This is a genomic window from Ruegeria sp. AP11, assembly GCF_056535865.1.
The window spans coordinates 155,070-171,954 of record NZ_JBQFJB010000003.1 but is presented as its reverse complement, the minus strand read 5'-3'; the positions used below and the strand labels follow the sequence as shown (position 1 = coordinate 171,954).

Here is a 16,885-nt window from a genome sequence, read left to right as displayed (position 1 = left end):
TCATCAGCACAATTGCTTGCCGCTATGGGCATCAGTTAAGAAGGTTGTTTATGCCTGTGACATAGGTGTGGGGAAACCCCAAGTCGGTACTGGCACCATATGGTAGACGCCCACTGATAGGTACACAGCTAACAGCGGAAAGTAGACCGAAGTACGAACTTCTCCTCCCACAGTCGGATCACCTTGTTGTTTTGCCAGTGCGAAGACGACGAAAAGCAGCGCAAAGATTTGAATAGATACCCATCGCCCCCAATCCGCGCCTAGCAGATACAAAGGCAGCGAAGCTCAACGCCAGGGCAAATACCGCACTGGAGTTAGAAACGTGCTTACGCAAAAGCCAAATCAGCGACCCGAAAAGAAATGAAACCCACAGTGCCGCAAGTCCAAAATTCTTAACTCCACCAAATATTGCTACGAGATTCTGTCCTTCATTGACAACGGATCGAAAGTCCAGTTCCAGCCAGGCGATTGCGCCCCCGCAAATTTCTTGTTTCACACCGGTTGCCACTAAACGCTGGCATATCGGGCTCACATCCGAAACGCTCACATTGAGAAGCGAAAAGATTGTTACGGCGGCGGTTATTAGCCCCAATGTGCCAATCCAGACATAAGCCTTACCACGCTCAAGAAGTAACCAAAGAACGACTGCCGCAGGAACAACAAAGGCGGCGTTGGCTTCGTGGAATGAGATAGCAATGCCAAGCAGCAAGGCTGAGGATGCCAGGCAAATATTTGATGGTGGAGCTCTTCTTGGGAGCAGCAATGGTAAGAAAACCAGGTAACCGAGCCACTCCTTTCGAAACGGTGCATCCGGGTCGGTTACCCAAAAACGACAAGCGCCGGGCTTAGCAACGCAAGCGTTAAGCCATCAGTCAAGCCTCTTGAAACTGCGAGGTAGAGGAGCCCGCACAAAGTAAGACAAGCATTCCGAATTGAGCGAAGCCGAGCAGATAAACGGGACCGATGCCTGTGAGTTCACTAAGAAACAGAAAGGTCTCACCCGAAATACCGCGTCTGACTGGACCAGCGGCAAAGTTTATCAGCCAATCCCCTTGCAGGTAGTAGTGACCACCATCTCGAATAGTTTTGTAGTGCCGCCACGCAATGTAAACAAAGGATGAGATATATACGCCAAACAGTAGCAGGGCATTGAGTGCTGGCTTTTTCATCTCACACCTTAAAAGGCTTTTCGCCAAGCGCATTTGGGAAAAACCTAAACCAAATCAAACTGGACGTAACAAAAGCTTGGCTAGTCAAATTGTCAAGTTAGGTCGGATAGTCTGGGGCATTCGAAGTTCGTTGAGACAACAACAGCTTAGATAGTGCATCATTGTTCAAGGAAGTGCGGTATTTCCCGGTATTGATCGGCTTCCAGAAACTCAGATTTGGGCATGACTCCCTGCTAAATCCACTCGATGGAGTTTGGCATGAAGCTCCGTGTGAGGTGGTCAAAATTGACGTGCAATAGAACTGAGAAACATGTTGCCGATGACCGAAGAAGCTCAATCTGGTACCGTATCGACAGGAATCTTTGGTTAATCGATGGACTATTGGACAGATACAATGGAACAGTGGGCTGGAGCCACAATAGGTTTGATTTCAGTTCTTGGCTTGGCATCAACTTCACTCGCGGAAAATGTAACGCTAGACCAACTGCATGTGTCGGACCTGCCCTTGTATCGTATTCTTGGGGTCCCATGCTGGCCCGATGCCCGAGGGAAATAGTGTTCTGAGCTTATCTGATATGATGGTCCGCTCAGTTGGCGTCGATGTTTGGTATGGGCAATCCCATGACTTGGTCATTATTTCGGGCAGAATAAATTCACAAACTGATAGCGCAATAGAATTTAGCGTCCCCCTTGATACAGGCGAAGACTTCTCCACTCATTTGACGGCGTCAACGTCCAGATTGATATCAACGAAGAAACTCGAACTTGCGGGCCGAGTATTGACCCAAAATTACTTGAACCCAGTGATTTCGAGTTTGCAACGGCCCGAGTTACGACAGACACAGGAATAGCAACAGATTTGCGTATTGGTCCACTGTTGGTTGCGCCATTGGGTTCAAGCATCGATCCGGCTTGTAGTCCCTAGCTGTGCACGGTCATCTCGACTTCTATTCTGGATACGCGGGAACTGGCATCGATATTGTTGGGTATTCAGGGGCTAACTACACTCTGCCAGATTCACGCCCCTGCATGCTCCACTTGCCGTGCCAGTGCTATCAGCCGCTTACGCTCAGCCAATAGTGCTTTTGCACCCTCAGATTACCGAGCATAAGAACCGCAGAGGCAAGGTGATCAAGCGCACGCACTCGATCCCTAACTCGTTGCCCGAAGTCCAAAATAACAATTTAGTGGATTAAGGCTTCAACTGGCATAGTCCACACAAATCTGAACTGGAACCCTTGCTCTAAGCGCATGATGCATACCTTCTACATCTTTGAAACTTGCCCGTTCTGTGTGCGTACCCGCATTTTGGCTGGCTGGAAACGGCTGTCGCCTGAGCTCATCTATGTTTCACCGGGCCGTATTCCGCCCGAACTGGAGGGCCGAGTCGATAGGCTGACTGTTCCCATTCTGGTCGATGGTGAAACGCTGATCCAGGACAGCAACGAAATCATTCGTCACTTTGACACGATGGGAACCCGGATACTGCCCTCATATGGCACAAGTCCGGAACTGGAAGAATGGCGCGCATCCTTTGCTGCGCCACTCAACGCGCTCTGTTATCCACGGATGCCACACTTGAACCTGCCGGAGCTGACATCCCCTGAAGTTAAGGCCTTCTTTGAAAGAGCTATGCCAGAGCGGATTGGAATGACGTTTTCGGATGCGTTCGCGGAGACACAGCGGTTCGTGTGTGAAGTCGAGACCGCATTGCCAGAGGCAGAATCTTTTTTGACAGGCATCAACATAAGTTTTGACACTGTGGGGTCGACTCCGGCTCAGTGCAGAATAGGGCGCTAAGAGCTTCTAGCCCCGTTGACCCTTCGCTGCACGATGCTCGAACTTGTGAGATGCGGACAAAGGGTGCTTTCGCGATTGCGGCCCAAAAGGCTGCTTTGAGTTTTCTGGCACTCAGAGATGAGAGTCAGAACGTTCCTTTAACCAAGTCATAACTTCGGCAACGGCCCGGTTCGTTCTCACGGTTCGCGGCATGAGGACGTAGAAGTCTCTTCCACCGGCTTCCCATGTCTTGCCCACCTCTACGAGGCGACTGGTTTCGAGGTCATGAGCCACCAGAAAGCGGCTTACCAACGCTACACCTTGCCCGGCGATGGCCGCATCAACTGCGAGTGACGTCTGGCTCAGGCGAAGGCTACGCGGTGCCTGTTCACTCATCCCCAAATACTCAAGATACCTCGGCCAAAGATGATGGGTGTCATGTATTTTCGGCAGCTTGGGCAGAGCTTCTGGATCGGGAGGGTTGCGTCCATCGCCTGCGAGTGATGGCGCAGCCACTGCGACCAGAGATTGCTTGAACAACAATGTAGCGTCCAGCGACGCGCCAAATGGCGGCGATCCTTGACGCACCGCAAGGTCGATCCCGTCGCTGTGGAAGCTGGACACCTTCTCCGTGGCCAATATCCGCAAATCAATGCTCGGATGAGTTTCAGTGAAGTCCGGAAGATTGGGGATCAGCCATTTCGCCGCAAAGGTAGGGGTGACACTGATGATAACCTTGTGCGGCTCCGGCTTCAGTTCGGCTGTTGCGGATCTCAGGTCCGCGAACACTGCCGCAATCCGGCTGTGAAAGCTGCGCCCGACCGACGTGAACGCCAGACCCTTCGGCACCCGCTCAAACAGGGTTAGTTCCAGATGCGCTTCGAGCTGGCGAACATGCTGCGCAACAGCCCCTTGCGTCACGCCCAACTCATCGGCGGCAGCACGAAAGCTAAGACGACGGCCAGCAGCATCAAAGGCACGTAAACCATTGAGAGGAGGGAGTTCGGTCATATCGCAATAGTATTTCTATTGTCATAAAGCATCAATTCTCAATCGCACTCCAGCCAGTTGTCCACAATAATGGCTCCAAACATAGAAGGATTCCAGAGATGTCAGTAGAAAAAGTAGCTCTCATTACGGCAGGTGGCAGCGGCATGGGAGCAGATGCAGCACGCAAATTGGCGCAGGACGGGTTTAAGGTCGGTATCTTGTCGTCTTCCGGAAAGGGGGAGGCTCTCGGCGTTGAACTCGGCGGCTTTGGCGTTACGGGTTCCAATCTCGACAGCGATGCGCTGACTGCGTTGGTCGAGGGGCGACGGATCGCTGGGGCCGCGTCGACGTCTTGGTGAACTCTGCTGGTCACGGACCAAAGGTCCGGTCCTGGAGATAAGCGACGAGGATTGGCACCAAGGCATGGAAGTCTACCTTATGAATGTGATCCGCCCGACCAGGCTGGTCACACCCGTGATGCAAGCGCAGGGCAGCGGGGCAATCATCAACATTTCGACCTTTGCGGCGTTCGAACCTGATCCGCTCTTTCCTACATCTGGTGTCTTCAGGGCCGGGCTTGCTGCATTCACCAAGCTGTATTCTGACAAATATGCGGCAGAAAACATCCGTATAAACAATGTTCTTCCAGGCTTCATCGACAGCCTGCCGGAAACCGAAGATCGCAAAGCGCGTATCCCAATGGGGCGCTATGGATATGCCGCTGAAGTTTCCTCCCTGATTTCATGGCTCGCCTCGGAACAAGGCGGTTACATGACCGGTCAAAACCTGCGCGTCGATGGAGGATTGACCCGTGCCGTCTGACACCATTGTCATTGCGACATCCCGTGAACGCCTCATCTTTGCGGTCAAATGGGGCGCATCGGCCATTCAAATCCTGGGATATACCGCCACAGGATTTGGATGGACGCCTTGGAACCTTTACCTTTTCCTTGTCGGTGTTCTGGGATGGTTTGCCGTTGGCGCACTATGGAATGACAAGGCATTGATGTTGGTTCACCTTGTGGCTCTTGGCGCAATGTTTGCGGGCATGACAAGCAGCTGACGTAGCATAGCGGCCATTGGTTCCCGGCGCAGCATCGGTAAAATGGCTCTCTGGCCGATTTCGCCGCATGCTGGATGAATGTCCGGTGTTGCCGCCGCGCCAGGTTTCATGGGTTTTCCGCTTTCATCTTCCGCCATCTGTATTCGCCGGTCAGGATAATATGCGCCCATCCAAGGGGTGAGATGTGCGCAAGGAGATAGGCGGGTGTTTCCAATCCGGCTTTTTCCCGTGCGATGACCGCAGACCCGAGTTGCTTGGTGTTCCAGTAGATGATGATGGCGGTGAGCAGGTTCAATCCGGCGATCCGGAAGTGTTGGCCCTCTGTGGTGCGATCTCTGATTTCTCCCTGCCTGCCGATCCGAAGAGCACTTTTCAAGGCATGATGCGCCTCGCCTTTGTTAAGGCCAATATTGGCGCGACGCTGCATATCGGTATCGAGCGACCATTCGATGATGAACAGTGTGCGCTCGATACGCCCGATCTCCCGAAGGGCGATGGCCAGATCATGTTGCCGTGGCCGTGCCGCCAGTTTCTTCAAAAGTTGGCTTGGCTGCATCCTGCCAGAGAGCATGGTCGCAATGCAGCGCAGCACATCTGGCCAGTTTGCGATAATCGTATTTTCTCGGATTTTGTCGCCCACCAAGCCCTTCAGCTCAGTCGGGACACTGCGCCGATCAAAGACATGCAACCGTTTAGACGGTAAATCCCTGATGCGCGGGATAAACAGATACCCGAGAAGCGAGGTCGCAGCAAAAACAAGATCTGTGAAGCCGCCCGTGTCGGCATATTGCTCTTTGATCTGTTTTCCCGTTGGGTTCATCAGCAAGCCATCCAGGATGTAGGGTGCTTCGTTCACCGTTGCCGGGATGACCTGCGTGGCGAAGGGGCCATATTGATCTGATACATGGGTATAGGCTTTCAGGCCAGGTTCGTGACCGTACTTCGCATTGATCAGATTCATCGCTTCGCCCTGTCGCGTGGTGGGGAAGAATTGCCCATCACTGGAAGCGGTTTCACCGGCACCCCAGTATTTGGCCATTGGCAACTGTGCCTGCGCTTCGATCACAATGGCCAATGCCCGATTGATGGCCTCGCTTTCCACATGCCAGTTCGAGAGCCGTGCCAACTGAGTAAAGCTGTGCGTGCTGCTGGCCCCGGCCATTTTGCTCAAGCCGAGATTCAGGCCCTCTGCCAGAATGACATTCAAAAGGCCAAGCCTGTCTTTGCACGGTGCCCCGGTGCGCAGATGGGTGAAGGCATCAGTGAACCCGTGTCATTGTCCACGTCCATAAGGATGTCCGTGATCCGCACCTCCGGCAGGCGGCGATAAAGATCAAGGATGAGGCTATCGGCCTCAGCGGGTACATCAGCTTCAAGCCGGTCAACGCGCAATCTGCCATCCTCGATAACACCGCCGGGAAGGCTTCCGTTTTTGACTGCCATCGCAAGCCTGTGCAGCCCGTCTTCCAGGCGTTGTTTTCGATCTGCGATCCAGACTTCCGGTTCCAATGGCATCGACAAGCCCATGGTCTGCGCGGCCTCGACCGGAACCAAAGCCTGTTTCATATCAGAATAGCGGCGCGAGTGGGCAAGCCAAACATCCCCGGATCTGAAGGCTTCGCGCAGATGGAACAATACCGCAACGACCCATAGTCGGTCTCGATTGCTTTCTGGATTCCGCAAGTGACTTCGCCATTTCGACTGTGGCTGAAGAAAGGGCGCAGAGCGGCTTGGAATATCGCGCTTGGCGCGGATCACATCGGTCGCCGCCAGCAACGGCTCAGCCACACTGGCCCCCGCGATGTCCAATGCTGCCAGCATGCGTGGGGCATAGAGCTTGAACCGATGATAGCCCTGCTCGACATAGCCCAGTGCATCCGCCTTGACGGTCTTACCGAGTGCCCCCGCCGTTGCGACGAGGCGTTCCAGAGCATCCCAGCCACAGGATGCATCTACGGCACTGGCGACAGCCACCTCATCACCTTTGGTCAACAACAATGTCGTGCCCAAAGCCTCAAACCCGGCCAAGGTCGCTGCGATCTCCGATTGCGCGTCGGTAACACGGGCGTCGCAAATTCTCTTTGCTTCCCGCCAGATTGATCCAACGATCCGGTCATGGGTTTCGACTACGGTATCAGCGATGGCGGCTGACCATTCCACAATGCAGGTGGCAAGAATGGCCAAACGGCGATCACTGGTGATGTCCCGCAGCCCATCTGTAAAATAGCGCTCCCCCTGACGACGCAATTGCGCGACCCGGTGCGCCGGAATGTCGTCCAGGACAGCTGGTGGCAACCCAATCCGTTGAAGAAACTCCAGCCGGTCAAGCTGACGGTTGATGTCGGCAGAATTTTTTCCGACCTCGAACTGCCGCAGCCAGATGAAACGGCTGACTCGCGCATCCACCTCTTCGCTGAGCAAACAATCAAGGCGTGCGCGCATTTCTGCGTCGAGCTGAGCCGTAATGCGAGCCTCTACCCTGCGTTCAGCTGCAACCAACGCATCCGCGCAGTAACGCTCTATGACCGATATACCGGGCAGAATGATCTGCCGTCTGCGGCATTCTTCCACGAACTCTCTCACCAGAAACTCGCTGGACTGCGCCGCTTCAGCATTCTGATCCAGCCATTTCCGCATTTTCTTGGCGCGCTTGCCGGAGAACATCTTGAACCCGTACATCTTGCGCAGAGCTTCCAGATGTTCCCGGCGGGTCTTCTCCCGTGCGGCATATGGCAGGAGATCATCCGGCTTCAGTCCGAGTTGCGCGGCCACAAAACGGGAAACCGGCTCCGGGATCACCTCGCCAGACTTGAGCAAGCGACCTGGATACCGGAAGGCACAAAGTTGAAGCGCAAAGCCAACTTGGTTTTCTGGCCGTCGCCGTGTGCGGATGTGCTCAATGTCTTCATCATCCAGGGTGTAATGCCGAAGCAACGCCATCTCGTCTGTTGGAAGATCAAAAAGCGCCGCGCGTTGTCGCGCGGTCAGAACCGCTCGGTGTGCCATCGGATTGTACTTTCTTTATGAAATGGGGTCTTTGAAAGTAGACATATTGAGACCGTCCGCTTGCCATGTCTTTTTCAATGTCTCAATATGGCGGTCGCACAATTCCTTAACTTATATGAGACCCAATGGCCAAAGTCGGATATGCCCGTGTCAGCTCAGTCGGACAATCCCTGGACGTGCAGCGGGAAAAGCTGAGTGACTGCGACAAACTGTTTGAAGAAAAGCGCAGCGGCACCACCGACGCCCGACCTCAGCTCAAAGAATGCCTGAATTACGTCCGCGATGGTGACCAGCTCATCGTGACCCGGATCGACCGTCTGGCTCGATCCACCTTGCATCTCTGCCAGATTGCCGAGACCTTGCGGGATAAAGGCGTCGATCTCGTCGTCCTTGATCAGAACATCGACACATCCGATGCCACTGGACGGCTTTTGTTCAATATGCTTGGGGCCATCGGCCAGTTTGAGACCGAGATCCGCGCAGAGCGGCAAATGGACGGGATCAAGAAGGCGAAGGATCGAGGTGTTCAGTTCGGAAAGCGCCCCGCGCTTACTGATGATCAGATCATAGAACTGCGCGACAAACGCGCAAGTGGCACTCTGATCAAGGACCTCATGGCGGAATACAGCCTCTCGAAGGCCACCATCTACCGCTATCTCACCGAAAACGAAGGCTGAGCGCGACGACAGTACCCCGATCCGGGTTTTTCGCCTGTGAGCAAGATGTGCGCCCACCCGAGCGGCGAGATGTGGGCTAGAAGCTCTTAGCGCCCTATTCTGCACTGAGCCGGAGTCGACCCCAACTTGGGTGCAACCGCGATCAAAGATTGCGGATCAGGTATCTCTGAATTGGCTAAAACGTGCTGCTTCGTCTTTGACAAGACCTCAGGCGTAAGTTTCACATAATTTCAACTACGCGCCATTTGGTGGCTGACTTGCAAGCTTCAAGTTAGGTTGAAGCGGATGCGAGTTTCGAAATTGTTTTGCATGTGTGCCGCAAAACAGGATTATGCATGATTTATTTGAAAGGCTGCCACTTCTCGAAAAAAGCGGTTTTTACGCTGTCTACTTCCAATTCCGATATACGGTGTCTTACTGAAGCCTAGAGGAGATTAAAGAATCCAATTCTCAGTATCTCAGCAAAAGCTACCCAATCTTTGATCTAGACTTTGCTCGCCACAAATGCCTGGGCGATGGTGCACATCTTTTCCCTGGCCGCCATTCGGTCCATGTCATTTGGAAAGCTTTGTTCAATCACAGTTTCAATCTGAGTCATTGCTTCGTCCCGGTTGAGCCCGCCAATCTGCAAACCGCAGCGCATCCATAACCCGTCAATCAGCAAGCTGACTGTATGCGCGGTAACATGGGCCTTTGCCGCTTCTGCCCCGGTCTCCTTCAGCGCTGAATAGAGGTTGCTGTGCAGGCGGTGATAAATCGCGTTTTGCAGGCGTTGAAATTGGGGGTTGTGCGGAACCTCGGCACACATGGCAATCCATCCATGCGCGACCTCTGGTCTGAAGGTGGTAGGAGAGAAATTCGCTTCGATAATTGCATAGAAGCGTTCCCAGGGCGTCGCTGCCAAAGACAGGAAGGCGACCGCCTCTTTGCGCAGCGTAGCATTAGCACGGCGCATGGCGGTTTCGATGAGGGCCTGTTTGTTCGAAAAATAGTGCAGCACGCTGGCCTTGGAGGCGCCGGTATGTTCGGCGACACGCTGCAAGGTCGTGCCTTGCATACCGTGTAAGGACAGCACTTCGAATGCTGCGGCAGCGAATTCTTCACGGCGAATTTCGGCAATGCTTTTACGTCCCATTGGGCCCTCTTTTTGACCGAGAATAGATTTAGTTGACTCTGCGGTCAATTTAAACGTATGGTCTGTTTATTGACTATAGGGTCAGTATAAAGACCACTGGGAGGAATTACGAATGCAAATGACACTCCGCAGCGCAACCATGGCCTCCGTACTGGCCGTTTGCGCCCATCAAGCCGCCGCCAATTGTGACACTGTGCGTATGGCCGAGCCAGGCTGGACCGATCTGGCCCTGACAACCGGTGTCGCGAGTACCGTGCTGGAGGGTTTGGGATATACGCCGGAAAGCGATGTTCTGGGTATTCCAGTGATCTATGAATCAATGGTCGGCAAGGATCTGGATGTATTCCTGGGCTACTGGGACCCGGCGATGGAAACCTATTATCAGGCCTATCGCGATACCGGCGACATCGAGACGGTGCACCAGAATCTGGAAGGCGCGAAATTCACCTTTGCGGTACCGAAATACGTCTACGAAGCGGGCGTGACCGATTTTTCACATCTGGTGGAAAACGCCGACAAGTTCGACAGCCAGATGTACGGGATCGAACCCGGTTCGAACGACATCATGCTGGACATCGTAGGCAAGGACGCCTTCGGTCTGGGCAGCTGGAAAGTCGTCGAAAGCTCGGAACAGGGCATGCTGGCACAGGTCAAGAAGAACCAGCGCAAAGAAGACTGGATCGTGTTCCTGGCATGGGCGCCGCACCCGATGAACACCCAGTTTGAAATCGAGTACCTGACCGGTGGCGACGAATTCTATGGCCCGAACTTCGGTGGCGCAACCGTGCATACCCAAGTGCGTAAGGGCTATCTGGAAGAGTGCCCGAATATCGGCAAGCTGGTAACCCAGATGACCTTCGACATCCCGATGGAAAGCGAAGGCATGGGCTATATCCTGGAAGATGGCATGGACCCGAACGAGGCTGGTGCCGCGCTTCTGAAGGCGCATCCCGAGTATCTGGACGCTTGGCTTGATGGCGTGACCACCTTGGATGGCAGCAGCGGTCTGGACGCAGTCCGGGCGCATCTGGGCCTGTAATCAAAGCGGGGTGAGCGATGCCTATCCAACAGACAATCGCCGGAAACTGCCCCATCTATGTCGAGATGCACGGCGACAAAGCCGCGCCGTGCATCGTGATGATCCTCGGGCTGGGAATGCAGCTGCCGGAATGGCCCCAGGGCCTGATTGACAGCCTGGCCCGGGACTTTCACGTCGTTTGCGTCGAAAACCGCGATATGGGGCGGTCTGGTCGGGCAGGGCCGGATATCGACCCCGAAGCCTTCAGACTGCTGGAATCGCAGCCAACCGTACACCGCTCCCCCTACACGCTGTTCGACATGCGCGACGATGTCCTGCGCTGCGTCGATGCCCTGGGCGTTGATCAATTTGCCGCGGTTGGGTTTTCCATGGGGGGCATGATCGCCCAGCTGGTCGCAGCCAAGCTTGGTTCGCGCGTCACCGGGTTGGCACAGATCTGCAGCAGCGCAGGCGAGGCAGAAATCCCAGCGCCGCCCGGTGCATGGGACCGTTTTAAGCGCACCGCGCGCCCGTTCGTATCTGAAACCGAATTTGTCGATTGGCTGACCGATGACCTCATCTGGTGGTCCGATCCGACACCGCTGACCAAAGAAGACGCCCGCGCGACGGCGCTGGACATGATCCAGGGCGGGTTCTCGTCCGGGGGATATGCCCGGCAGTTGCTTGCGCTCAATGGGTCCGGCGACCGGACGCCCGAACTAAAGTCGATCACGGCACCAACCCTGATCGTCGCCGGTGCGCAGGACCGCTGCGTGATGCCCGAAAGCTCGTATCAGGCGCATGCGCTTATCGCCAATTCCGAATTCGTACTGTGCGAAGACATGGGCCATGCCCTGGATCCGCAGGCCATCAAATATCTCGAAAACTGGCTGAGGAAGACACTTGACCCTCAGGACCAGCAAACAACGGCACATGCAGGAGGGAGGACCTGAAATGGAGTGGTTGGAATCCTATAAAATTCCGATTGGGAAATGGGCAAAGATCTTTGTCGAATGGCTGACCGATAACTTTTTCTGGTTTTTCGATGGCCTTTCCGCAGTTCTTGAGGGGATCATCCTCGCCCTGCTCTGGTTGCTGCAAGCACCAAACACCTTTGTGGTGATCGCGGTTATAACCGCGCTGTCCTGGCTGGTTCGGAAATCCATCGGCTTTACCCTGTTCACGGCGCTTGGGCTGCTGCTGATCGTCAACCAGGGATACTGGGTCGAAACGACTGAAACTCTGGCGTTGGTCTTTGCTGCTGCCGTGGTCTGCATGGGGCTGGGCGTGCCGCTTGGCATTGCCGCCGCTCGCAAACCCTGGCTGTACCGGATCATGGAACCCATCCTGGACCTGATGCAGACGATCCCCACATTCGTCTACCTGATCCCGGCGCTGATCCTGTTCGGTCTGGGTATGGTGCCCGGCCTGATCGCCACGGTGATCTTTGCCATACCCGCTCCGATCCGTCTGACCCATCTGGGGATCACCTCGACGCCCACGTCACTGATCGAAGCCGGCAAGGCCTTTGGGTCGACCCCGCTGCAGCTGATGTGGAAGGTGGAACTGCCTTATGCGCTGCCACAGATCATGGCCGGTCTGACGCAGACCATCATGCTGTCACTGTCCATGGTGGTGATCGCCGCCCTTGTGGGAGCCGACGGCTTGGGTGTTCCGACGCTGCGGGCGCTGAATTCGGTCAATATCGCCAAAGGGTTCGAAGTCGGCATCGCAATCGTTCTGGTCGCCATCATCTTCGACCGGATGTTCAAAAGAGGGAGCCCGTGACCGATGACTGACACAATGGTACGTTTCGACAACGTGAACATCGTCTTTGGCAATGAACCGAAGACCGCCCTGCCGATGATGGACAAGGGGATGTCGCGCGCGGAAATTCAGGAACAGACCGGACAGGTTCTGGGCGTTCATGATTGCTCAATCGATATCAAGAACGGCGAGATTCTGGTGCTTATGGGCCTGTCGGGATCCGGTAAATCAACCCTGCTGCGGGCGGTAAACGGGTTGAACCCGGTGGTGCGCGGCAAAGTTGAGGTCAACACCGGAAACGGCCTGGTGGATATCGTGCAGGCCAACGAAAAGGCTCTGCGCGGAATTCGCCGGGATCGCGTTGCCATGGTCTTTCAGCAATTCGGGCTGCTGCCCTGGCGCACTGTGATCGACAATGTCGCCTATGGGCTTGAGGTCGCTGGTGTCGACAAAGACGAGCGTCTGCGACGCGCCCGCGAACAGCTGGAACTGGTGCATCTTGAGGATTGGGCCGACCGCAAGGTTCAGGAACTGTCCGGCGGCATGCAACAGCGTGTGGGCCTGGCCCGCGCCTTTGCCACCGAAGCGCCGATCCTGCTGATGGACGAGCCGTTCTCGGCCCTTGATCCGCTGATCCGCAACAAGCTTCAGGATGAATTGCTGGAGTTTCAGCAAAAGCTGGGCCGTACGATTGTTTTCGTCAGCCACGATCTGGATGAGGCGCTGAAAATTGGGTCTCGCATTGCCATCATGGAAGGCGGTCGCATCGTGCAATGTGCGGAACCTCAGGACATCGTCCTGAATCCCGCGACGCCGTATGTCGCCGAGTTTGTGGCCCATATGAACCCGCTGAACGTCTTGCGCGCGATGGAGATCATGATTGAGCATTCCGGCCCCGTTCCTGCGGACGCCCGGGTTATCGCTGACACGACGCCCCTAAAGGACATCATTTCGATGCTCATAGAAGAGCAAAGCGAAATCATTGTTCTGGGGGCGGACGGGCCAATCGGCAAGATTGACGTCAAGGCCGCGCTGAGCTGCCTGTTGCGCACACAACAGGCCGAAGTCGCGGCGTAACAACCGGCGCCGGGGGCTATCTCTCTGGCGTCGCTGACCAATTTGCATCGGAGGTGTCGACCATGATCGCGCAACCCACTGCCAGCCATTTCGTCAATGGGGCTTATGTCGAGGACGAAAGCGGAGAGGCGCTGGATGTCATCTATCCGGCAACCGGCGGGGTGATTGCCAATCTGCACGAAGCATCGGCCGAACTCGTTGATCGCACCATTGCACAGGCGCGGGCAGCACAAAGGACTGGGCTGCGATGTCCGGCGCCGAGCGCGGGCGCATCCTGCGCCGGGCCGCCGACATCATGCGCACGCGCAATCACGAATTGTCAGTGCTAGAAACCTATGACACTGGCAAGCCGCTGCAGGAAACCACTGTCGCAGATGCCACGTCGGGGGCCGATGCGCTGGAATACTTCGGCGGGCTGGCCGCCAGCCTGACCGGCGAACATATCCAGCTGGGCGAAGACTGGGTCTATACGCGGCGCGAGCCGCTGGGCCTGTGCGTTGGTATCGGCGCCTGGAACTACCCCACCCAGATCGCCTGCTGGAAAGCCGCGCCCGCGCTGGCCTGTGGCAATGCGGTGATCTTCAAACCGTCCGAGGAAACCCCGCTATGCGCGCTGAAAGTGGCCGAAATCCTGATCGAGGCGGGCCTGCCCGCTGGCCTGTTCAACGTGTTGCAGGGCCGGGGCGAGATCGGCGCGGCGCTGGTCACGGATCCCAGGGTGGACAAGGTCTCGCTGACCGGGTCGGTCCCGACCGGGCGCAAAGTCTATGCCGCCGCCGCCGAAGGCATGAAACATGTCACCATGGAGCTGGGCGGCAAGTCACCGATGATCGTTTTCGACGACGCTGATCTGGAAGAGGCCGTCAGCGGTGCCATTCTGGGGAATTTCTATTCCTCAGGTCAGGTCTGTTCCAACGGCACCCGCGTGTTCGTGCAGAACGGCATCAAAGAGGCGTTTCTGGCCCGCCTGCAAGAACGGCTGGCCGGTGCCATCATCGGCGACCCGCAGGATGAGGCGACGAATTTCGGCCCTCTGGTCAGCGCCCGTCAGCTTGAGATTTCGCTCAGCTACATTGCCTCGGGCAAGGAAGAAGGCGCACGGCTGGTCTGTGGCGGCGAGCGGATCGACAAACCGGGCAACTGGATCACGCCTGCGGTTTTCGCCGATGTCAAAGACGACATGAAAATCGCCCGGGAAGAGATTTTCGGACCCGTGATGGCAGTGCTGGATTTCGACACCGAAGACGAGGTGATCACCCGCGCCAACGCCACCGATTTCGGTCTGGCCGCCGGGGTGTTCACCAATGACCTCAAGCGCGGTCACCGTGTGATCGCCCAGCTTGAAGCCGGCAGCTGCTTTCTCAATTCCTATAACGATGCCCCGGTCGAAGCGCCGTTTGGCGGCGTCAAGCAATCAGGCGTGGGCCGGGAAAACTCGAAGGCCGCGATCGAACATTACAGCCAGGTCAAGTCGGTCTATGTCCGCATGACCTCGCTCGAAGCACCGTTCTAAGGAGGATTCCATGGAGGCAGATTTTGTCATAGTTGGTGCAGGGTCGGCGGGATGCGCCATGGCGTACCGCCTGTCCGAGGCCGGATCATCCGTGATCGTCATCGAATATGGTGGCACCGATGCGGGCCCGTTCATCCAGATGCCCGCGGCCCTGTCTTATCCGATGAACATGTCGATCTATGATTGGGGCTTTTCGTCCGAGCCCGAGCCACATCTTGGCGGGCGCGAACTGGCCTGCCCGCGCGGCAAGGTGATCGGGGGATCGTCGTCGATCAACGGGATGGTCTATGTCCGGGGCCATGCCAAGGATTTTGATCACTGGGCCGACAGCGGCGCTGCGGGCTGGAGCTATGCCGACGTCCTGCCCTATTTCAAGCGGATGGAAAACTGGCATGACGGCGGCCATGGCGGCGACCCAGAATGGCGCGGCAATGACGGCCCCTTGCATGTCACCCGCGGCCCGCGAAAGAACCCGCTGTTCCACGCCTTTGTCGATGCCGGGAAGCAGGCCGGGTATCAGGTCACCGGCGACTATAACGGGGAACAACAAGAAGGCTTTGGCCCGATGGAGCAGACCGTCTGGAAAGGACGGCGCTGGTCGGTGGCAAATGCCTATCTGAAACCTGCCCTGCAACGCCCGAACTGCACGCTGGTCAAGGGGCTGGCAAACCGGGTGATCATCGAAGACGGCCGGGCAACCGGTGCCGAGCTGCAACGCGGATCGAAAACCGAGACCATCCGCGCCAAACGCGAGGTGATCATCTCGGCCTCGTCCATCAATTCGCCAAAACTGCTGATGCTGTCGGGCATCGGACCGGCGGCGCATCTGGCCGAACACGGGATTGATGTCGTCGCGGACCGCCCCGGCGTGGGACAGAACCTGCAGGATCATCTGGAACTGTATCTGCAGATGGCGGCCAGCCAACCGATCACGCTGTACAAATACTGGAACTTGTTCTGGAAAGGTGCGCTGGGTGCGCAGTGGTTGTTCACAAAGACTGGCCTGGGGGCATCAAACCAGTTCGAAAGCGCGGCCTTCATCCGGTCGGCAGCGGGCGTCGATTATCCAGATATCCAGTACCACTTCCTGCCGATGGCGGTACGCTATGACGGTCAGGCCGCTGCCGAAGGGCACGGTTTCCAGGCGCATGTGGGGCCCATGCGATCGAAATCGCGCGGCACTGTCACCCTGCGCAGCGCCGACCCCAAAGAGGCCCCCAAGATCCTGTTCAACTACATGAGTCATGAGGATGACTGGGCAGAGTTCCGGACCTGCATCCGTCTGACCAGGGAAATCTTCGCGCAGGACGCGTTCAAGCCTTATGTGAAACACGAGATCCAGCCCGGAAACGCGGTCCAGAGCGACGACGAACTGGACGATTTCATCCGCCATGAGGTCGAAAGCGCCTACCACCCCTGCGGTACCTGCAAAATGGGGGCTGCAGATGATCCGATGGCCGTTGTCGACCCGGATTGCCGCGTGATCGGCGTCGAGGGGCTGCGCGTGGCCGACAGTTCGATCTTCCCGCGCATTACCAACGGCAACCTGAATGCCCCATCGATCATGACCGGTGAAAAAGCGGCGGACCACATCCTTGGCAAGCGTCTGGCACCGTCCAATGCCAAACCCTGGACCCATCCGGATTGGGAGAGCAATCAGCGTTGATCTGGCCTCTCCTGCGGCGCGTCTG

General features: G+C 56.3%; 12 protein-coding genes and 3 pseudogenes. 10 read left to right on the top strand and 5 right to left on the bottom strand.

The window, feature by feature from the left end; translation table 11 throughout:
- Positions 1-178: 178 nt before the first annotated feature.
- Positions 179-709 (bottom strand): hypothetical protein, encoded by a 531-nt coding sequence (locus ACR3E4_RS22295; protein ID WP_480567340.1) that lies wholly within the window; start codon positions 707-709, stop codon positions 179-181.
- Positions 710-872: 163 nt separating this feature from the next.
- On the bottom strand, positions 873-1,169 hold the full coding sequence (locus tag ACR3E4_RS22290; protein WP_480567337.1) for a hypothetical protein: 297 nt from the start codon (positions 1,167-1,169) through the stop codon (positions 873-875).
- A 1,251-nt stretch (positions 1,170-2,420) separates the two neighbouring features.
- On the opposite strand from ACR3E4_RS22290, the gene ACR3E4_RS22285 reads away from it, so the two are divergent.
- A complete protein-coding gene (locus ACR3E4_RS22285; RefSeq protein ID WP_480535143.1) occupies positions 2,421-2,969 on the top strand; it encodes a glutathione S-transferase N-terminal domain-containing protein in 549 nt (182 codons plus the stop codon).
- A gap of 111 nt (positions 2,970-3,080) precedes the next feature.
- Here the strand turns inward: ACR3E4_RS22285 and ACR3E4_RS22280 are convergent, their stop codons facing one another.
- Entirely contained in the window at positions 3,081-3,959 is an 879-nt protein-coding gene (locus tag ACR3E4_RS22280; protein WP_480535144.1) for a LysR substrate-binding domain-containing protein, read from the bottom strand.
- A gap of 98 nt (positions 3,960-4,057) precedes the next feature.
- On the opposite strand from ACR3E4_RS22280, the pseudogene ACR3E4_RS22275 reads away from it, so the two are divergent.
- Together ACR3E4_RS22275 and ACR3E4_RS22270 are read left to right on the top strand one after the other, a co-directional pair.
- A pseudogene (locus tag ACR3E4_RS22275) lies at positions 4,058-4,760 on the top strand (SDR family oxidoreductase).
- Complete coding sequence (locus ACR3E4_RS22270) at positions 4,750-5,001, top strand: DUF6552 family protein (RefSeq protein ID WP_480535146.1); 252 nt, start codon at positions 4,750-4,752, stop codon at positions 4,999-5,001. Before ACR3E4_RS22275 ends, ACR3E4_RS22270 begins: the two are co-directional and overlap by 11 nt.
- A gap of 106 nt (positions 5,002-5,107) precedes the next feature.
- Here the strand turns inward: ACR3E4_RS22270 and ACR3E4_RS22265 are convergent.
- A pseudogene (locus tag ACR3E4_RS22265) lies at positions 5,108-8,007 on the bottom strand (Tn3 family transposase).
- A 125-nt stretch (positions 8,008-8,132) separates the two neighbouring features.
- On the opposite strand from ACR3E4_RS22265, the gene ACR3E4_RS22260 reads away from it, so the two are divergent.
- Complete coding sequence (locus ACR3E4_RS22260; protein ID WP_480535148.1) at positions 8,133-8,684, top strand: recombinase family protein; 552 nt, start codon at positions 8,133-8,135, stop codon at positions 8,682-8,684.
- A 484-nt stretch (positions 8,685-9,168) separates the two neighbouring features.
- Here ACR3E4_RS22260 and betI read toward each other — a convergent pair whose 3' ends face one another.
- Positions 9,169-9,867 (bottom strand): transcriptional regulator BetI, encoded by a 699-nt coding sequence (gene betI / locus ACR3E4_RS22255; protein WP_480567335.1) that lies wholly within the window; start codon positions 9,865-9,867, stop codon positions 9,169-9,171.
- Positions 9,868-9,931: 64 nt separating this feature from the next.
- On the opposite strand from betI, the gene choX reads away from it, so the two are divergent.
- From choX to betA, 6 genes and pseudogenes are all read left to right on the top strand, one after another.
- Complete coding sequence (gene choX / locus ACR3E4_RS22250) at positions 9,932-10,858, top strand: choline ABC transporter substrate-binding protein (RefSeq protein WP_480535150.1); 927 nt, start codon at positions 9,932-9,934, stop codon at positions 10,856-10,858.
- Between the two features lie 17 nt (positions 10,859-10,875).
- Positions 10,876-11,790: an alpha/beta fold hydrolase gene (locus tag ACR3E4_RS22245; RefSeq protein WP_480535151.1), complete on the top strand. Its 915-nt coding sequence runs from the start codon at positions 10,876-10,878 to the stop codon at positions 11,788-11,790.
- Between the two features lies 1 nt (position 11,791).
- Complete coding sequence (gene choW / locus ACR3E4_RS22240) at positions 11,792-12,625, top strand: choline ABC transporter permease subunit (RefSeq protein ID WP_480535152.1); 834 nt, start codon at positions 11,792-11,794, stop codon at positions 12,623-12,625.
- 3 nt (positions 12,626-12,628) lie between these two features.
- Positions 12,629-13,681: a choline ABC transporter ATP-binding protein gene (gene choV, locus ACR3E4_RS22235; protein ID WP_480535153.1), complete on the top strand. Its 1,053-nt coding sequence runs from the start codon at positions 12,629-12,631 to the stop codon at positions 13,679-13,681.
- 62 nt (positions 13,682-13,743) lie between these two features.
- Positions 13,744-15,194, top strand: a pseudogene (gene betB, locus ACR3E4_RS22230) (betaine-aldehyde dehydrogenase).
- A gap of 10 nt (positions 15,195-15,204) precedes the next feature.
- The gene (gene betA, locus ACR3E4_RS22225; protein ID WP_480535155.1) at positions 15,205-16,860 is read left to right on the top strand and encodes a choline dehydrogenase; all 1,656 of its coding nucleotides are present in this window, start codon (positions 15,205-15,207) and stop codon (positions 16,858-16,860) included.
- Positions 16,861-16,885 lie beyond the last annotated feature (25 nt).

Bases quoted from the DNA above. Each gene is read 5' to 3' on its own strand.
- choX (WP_480535150.1), top strand. From the start codon at position 9,932: ATGCAAATGACACTCCGCAGCGCAACCATGGCCTCCGTACTGGCCGTT.
- choV (WP_480535153.1), top strand. From the start codon at position 12,629: ATGACTGACACAATGGTACGTTTCGACAACGTGAACATCGTCTTTGGC.
- choW (WP_480535152.1), top strand. From the start codon at position 11,792: ATGGAGTGGTTGGAATCCTATAAAATTCCGATTGGGAAATGGGCAAAG.
- ACR3E4_RS22290 (WP_480567337.1), bottom strand. From the start codon at position 1,169: ATGAAAAAGCCAGCACTCAATGCCCTGCTACTGTTTGGCGTATATATC.
- ACR3E4_RS22245 (WP_480535151.1), top strand. From the start codon at position 10,876: ATGCCTATCCAACAGACAATCGCCGGAAACTGCCCCATCTATGTCGAG.
- ACR3E4_RS22280 (WP_480535144.1), bottom strand. From the start codon at position 3,959: ATGACCGAACTCCCTCCTCTCAATGGTTTACGTGCCTTTGATGCTGCT.
- ACR3E4_RS22260 (WP_480535148.1), top strand. From the start codon at position 8,133: ATGGCCAAAGTCGGATATGCCCGTGTCAGCTCAGTCGGACAATCCCTG.
- betA (WP_480535155.1), top strand. From the start codon at position 15,205: ATGGAGGCAGATTTTGTCATAGTTGGTGCAGGGTCGGCGGGATGCGCC.
- ACR3E4_RS22285 (WP_480535143.1), top strand. From the start codon at position 2,421: ATGATGCATACCTTCTACATCTTTGAAACTTGCCCGTTCTGTGTGCGT.